Annotated in this window: 3 protein-coding genes and 1 pseudogene; 1 reads left to right on the forward strand and 3 read right to left on the reverse strand. The window is 72.0% G+C overall.

Going from position 1 to position 4,742, the window contains the following annotated elements; all coding sequences use genetic code 11:
- The first annotated feature begins 307 nt into the window (after positions 1-307).
- Positions 308-2,074: a chitinase gene (locus EAO71_RS24365; protein WP_147980042.1), complete on the forward strand. Its 1,767-nt coding sequence runs from the start codon at positions 308-310 to the stop codon at positions 2,072-2,074.
- Here EAO71_RS24365 and EAO71_RS24370 read toward each other — a convergent pair.
- The 3 genes and pseudogenes from EAO71_RS24370 to EAO71_RS38260 all read right to left on the reverse strand — a co-directional run.
- Entirely contained in the window at positions 2,040-2,801 is a 762-nt protein-coding gene (locus EAO71_RS24370) for a phosphatase PAP2 family protein (RefSeq protein ID WP_147979940.1), read from the reverse strand. The two genes, EAO71_RS24365 and EAO71_RS24370, sit on opposite strands and share 35 nt — an antisense overlap.
- Positions 2,802-2,889: 88 nt before the next feature.
- Positions 2,890-4,224 carry a 4-aminobutyrate--2-oxoglutarate transaminase gene (gabT, locus tag EAO71_RS24375; RefSeq protein WP_147979941.1) on the reverse strand — a complete coding sequence of 445 codons (1,335 nt, stop codon included), beginning with the start codon at positions 4,222-4,224 and terminating at the stop codon, positions 2,890-2,892.
- Positions 4,225-4,387: 163 nt separating this feature from the next.
- Positions 4,388-4,742: pseudogene (locus EAO71_RS38260) on the reverse strand (hypothetical protein); the annotation flags it as partial.

Genomic DNA, 4,742 nt, shown 5'->3' on the forward strand with positions numbered 1-4,742 from the left:
GAGCGGGGGGACCGGCGAGGCCGGGGCGGAACCCGGGCACTGAGGGGAGGTCCCGTCGGTCCCGGTCTCCGGGGCCGGCGGTCCGGCCCACCGGCGACCGCCGCTCCCGACGCCTCCTCCTGCCCGCAGTCGCCGCCGCTGCCGCTGCCGCTCCCGGGAGGCCGGGGGCGGGCGGCGCCGGACCGGGCAGAGGTCTTGACCACTTGATTGGTCTGGACCATGCTGTGGCGCGCTCCCCACCTCGATTCCCCCACCCCCGGAGGCAGTTGTGGACCGCTCCCGACCCCTTGTCCTCGCGCTGGCGGGCATGCTCGCCGCCGGCGGACTCGTCGCCCTGACCCCCGCCGCCCAGGCGGCCGACACCGAACTCGCCCGCAACGGCGGCTTCGAGTCCGGCCTGGACGGCTGGAGCTGCACCGCCGGCAGCGGCGCCGTCGTCTCGTCACCCGTCCACGGCGGTACGAAGGCCCTGCTGGCCACGCCGGCGGGCAGCGACCGCGCCCAGTGCTCCCAGACCGTCACCGTCGCACCGAACTCCGCCTACGCGCTGAGCGGTTGGGTCCGTGGCAGCTACGTGTACCTCGGCGCGTCCGGCACCGGTACCAGCGACGTGTCGACCTGGACCCAGTCCGCCCCCGACTGGCAGCGCCTGTCGACCACGTTCACCACCGGTCCGTCGACGACCTCGGTGACGATCTACACCCACGGCTGGTACGGCACCGGCGGCTACCACGTCGACGACCTGAGCCTGACCGGTCCCGGCGGAACCCCCGTCGGGATCCCCGCCGCCCCCACCGGCCTGACGGCCGGCTCGCCGACGTCGTCGAGCGTCCCGCTGAGCTGGTCGGCTTCCTCCGGGGCCACCTCGTACCACGTCTACCAGGGCGGAACGAAGGTCCTCACGGTCTCCGGAACCTCGGCCACGGTGACCGGACTTGCCGCCTCCACCGCCTACAGCTTCCGGGTCACCGCCGCGAACAGCGCCGGCGAGTCGCCCGCGTCGGCGACCGTCACGGCCACCACGACCAGCGGTGGAGGCGGCGGCAACCCCGGCCAGCTGCCCACCCACGCCCTGGTCGGCTACCTCCACGCCAGCTTCGCCAACGGCTCCGGCTACACCCGCATGGCCGACGTCCCCGACTCCTGGGACGTCATCAACCTCGCCTTCGGCGAGCCGACCTCGGTGACCTCCGGCGACATCCGCTTCAGCCTCTGCCCGGCCACCGAGTGCCCGGGCGTCGAGTCGCCGGCCGAGTTCAAGGCGGCGATCAAGGCCAAGCAGGCCGCGGGCAAGAAGGTCCTCATCTCCATCGGCGGCCAGAACGGTCAGGTCCAGCTCTCCACCACGGCCGCCCGCGACGCCTTCGTCTCCTCCGTCTCGAAGATCATCGACGAGTACGGCCTCGACGGTCTGGACATCGACTTCGAGGGCCACTCCCTCTCGCTGAACACCGGCGACACCGACTTCCGCAGCCCCACCAGCCCGGTGATCGTCAACCTCGTCTCCGCCGTCAAGACCCTCAAGGCCAGGTACGGCGCGAAGTTCGTGCTGACGATGGCCCCGGAGACCTTCTTCGTCCAGCTCGGCTACCAGTACTACGGCTCCGGCCCCTGGGGCGGCCAGGACCCGCGCGCCGGCGCCTACCTCCCGGTCATCCACGCCCTGCGCGACGACCTCACCCTGCTCCACGTCCAGGACTACAACTCGGGCTCCATCATGGGCCTCGACAACCAGTACCACTCCATGGGCGGCGCGGACTTCCACATCGCCATGACCGACATGCTGCTCACCGGCTTCCCGGTCGCCGGCGACACCTCCCGGGTCTTCCCGCCGCTGCGACCCGACCAGGTCGCCATCGGCCTCCCCGCCTCCGTGAACGCGGGCAACGGCCACACCAGCCCGGCCGAGGTGAACAAGGCGCTGAACTGCCTGACCCGGAAGACCGACTGCGGCAGCTACCAGACCCACGGCACCTGGCCCGGCCTGCGCGGCCTGATGACCTGGTCGATCAACTGGGACCGGTTCAACAACGGGGAGTTCAGCCGGAACTTCGACGCGTACGACTGGAGCTGACGGCCAGGATCAGCACTCCCAGGCAGAGGCTGGCCAGCACGTCCAGCGGCCAGTGGTAGCCCCGCAGGACCAGCCCCACGCCCGTCGCCGCCGTCAGCACGGCGGCGACGGGCAGCAGCCGGCGCGAGACCAGGAACGCCGCGCCGAAGTAGGCCACCATCGCCGTCGCCGTGTGCCCGGAGGGGTAGTAGCCGGCGGCCCACGGCTCCAGCGGGCCCGGTCGGGCGGTCCACTCCTTCAGCGGGATCACCAGGACCGGGACGAGGACCATCGCGAGGCCCGCGTACAGGGCCGCCGCCCGCCGTCCCCGCCAGGCCGCGTACGCCATCGCGCACCCGAGGACCGGCAGGGCCACCGTCATGTTGCCGAGGTCGGCGCCCAGTTCGGACAGCCCGGGCGGGACCGAGCCGACCAGTGAACGGGAGACGCGCTCGTCCAGGCGGGCCAGCGGACCGTCGACGAGGACCTGCCACGTGACGAGGGCGAGCACCAGGAGCGCACAGAAAAAAGTCGGCCGTCCCGGAACAGGGGGGGTGGTTCCGGGACGGCCGACGGGATCGGGCTGCCGCGCGCCCCGGGGGGTGTGGGGCGGGCGGCCATCCGATCGGTGAGGAGTTCCGGAGCCAGAGGCTCCAGTGGTGTGCGCGAGGGCACGGCCGGGGCGGGGCTGGGGTTGCATCGTCCCGGAGTCGCTCGCAGATCCCTGCGGGCGGGGTGTTTCTCTCATCTGCGAAGACCGTACGTCAGAGAAAGGGGGGCCGACAGCCGGATCGCCATCCCGCCATCGGCCCCCCACAGCTTCTTCACACGGTACGTCAGATCTGTGCGAACGCGTTCTCGAGGATGTCGAGTCCCTCGTTCAGCAGATCGTCACCGATGACCAGCGGCGGCAGGAAGCGGAGCACGTTGCCGTACGTGCCACAGGTCAGGACGAGCAGGCCCTCGGCGTGGCAGGCCTTCGCCAGCGCGCCCGCGGCCTCCGGGTTCGGCTCCTTGGTCGCGCGGTCCTTGACCAGCTCGATGGCGATCATCGCGCCACGGCCGCGGATGTCGCCGATGGCGTCGAACTTCTCGGCCATCGCCGCCAGGCGGGCCTTCATGACCGACTCGATGTGCGCGGCCTTCGCGTTGAGGTCGAGCTCCTTCATCGTCTCGATCGCGCCCAGCGCACCGGCGCAGGCCACCGGGTTGCCGCCGTAGGTGCCGCCGAGGCCGCCGCCGTGCACGGAGTCCATCATCTCGGCGCGGCCGGTGACGGCGGCGAGCGGGAGGCCGCCCGCGATGCCCTTGGCCGTCGTGATCAGGTCGGGGACGATGCCCTCGTCCTCACAGGCGAACCACTGGCCGGTGCGGCAGAAGCCGGACTGGATCTCGTCCGCGACGAAGACGATGCCGTTGTCGTTGGCGAACTTCACGATCGCCGGCAGGAAGCCCTTGGCCGGCTCGATGAAGCCGCCCTCGCCGAGGACCGGCTCGATGATGATCGCGGCGACGTTCTCGGCGCCGATCTGCTTGGTGATGTTGTCGATCGCCTGGGCGGCGGCCTCGGGGCCGCAGTTCTCCGGGCCGGTGGGCCAGCGGTAGCCGTAGGCGACCGGCACGCGGTAGACCTCGGGGGCGAACGGGCCGAAGCCCTGCTTGTACGGCATGTTCTTCGCCGTCAGCGCCATCGTGAGGTTCGTGCGGCCGTGGTAGCCGTGGTCGAAGACGACGACGGCCTGGCGCTTGGTGTACGAGCGCGCGATCTTGACGGCGTTCTCGACGGCCTCGGCGCCGGAGTTGAACAGCGCGGACTTCTTGGCGTGGTCGCCCGGGGTCAGCTCGGCGAGCGCCTCGCAGACCTCCACGTAGCCCTCGTACGGCGTCACCATGAAACAGGTGTGCGTGAAGTCGGCGAGCTGGGCGGCGGCGCGGCGCACCACGGCCTCGGCGGAGGCGCCGACCGAGGTCACGGCGATGCCGGAGCCGAAGTCGATCAGGCGGTTGCCGTCGACGTCCTCGATGATGCCGCCGCCGGCCCTGGCGGTGAACACGGGAAGCACGGAGCCCACGCCACCGGCGACCGCGTCGAGGCGGCGGGCCTGAAGCTCCTGCGACTTCGGGCCGGGAATTGCGGTGACGACGCGGCGCTCCTGCGGAAGGGCGGTCATGCGGGGCTCCTGGGGGTGTTCTGGACGCACTGTGTGGGTTTCTTCCGCAGGCTAGGCGCGCGGGAGGGGTGCGGGCATGCGCCGATAGGGAGTGTTGAGGGGCATGTCGTTGTCCGGTGTGGACATGGCGGCGGCGAAACCGCTCCGGGCCGGGCCGTGCCCACTAGATTGACGGTGGCACAGATGCGGCGACCTGGCTGGTCAGGGGGCAGGGGTTCATGGAGACCGACGGCACGTACGAGTCACGCGACACCCGGGGAGGCGCGGTCCCGCGCCCGGCGGGGTTCACGGGCGACCCGGGTGCCRCGGCGTCCGGACCCGCCGGGGAGCCCGCCGCCGGCCGCCCGGCGAGCGGCGGGCAGCAGCCGTCCGCCCACCCGGCAGGCGCTGCGGACCGGCCCGTACCGCCCGCGAGTCCGGTGGTCCCGCGCACACGCTCCGTCGTCCCGCCGCCGACGAGGGTGTAGTACGCGTAGCTGGCGGTGGCCCAGGTCTCGGCGTCCGTGCGCCAGGAGTCC

Source organism: Streptomyces sp. MS191 (assembly GCF_008042125.1).
In the GTDB taxonomy this organism is placed as follows: Bacteria; Actinomycetota; Actinomycetes; order Streptomycetales; family Streptomycetaceae; genus Streptomyces.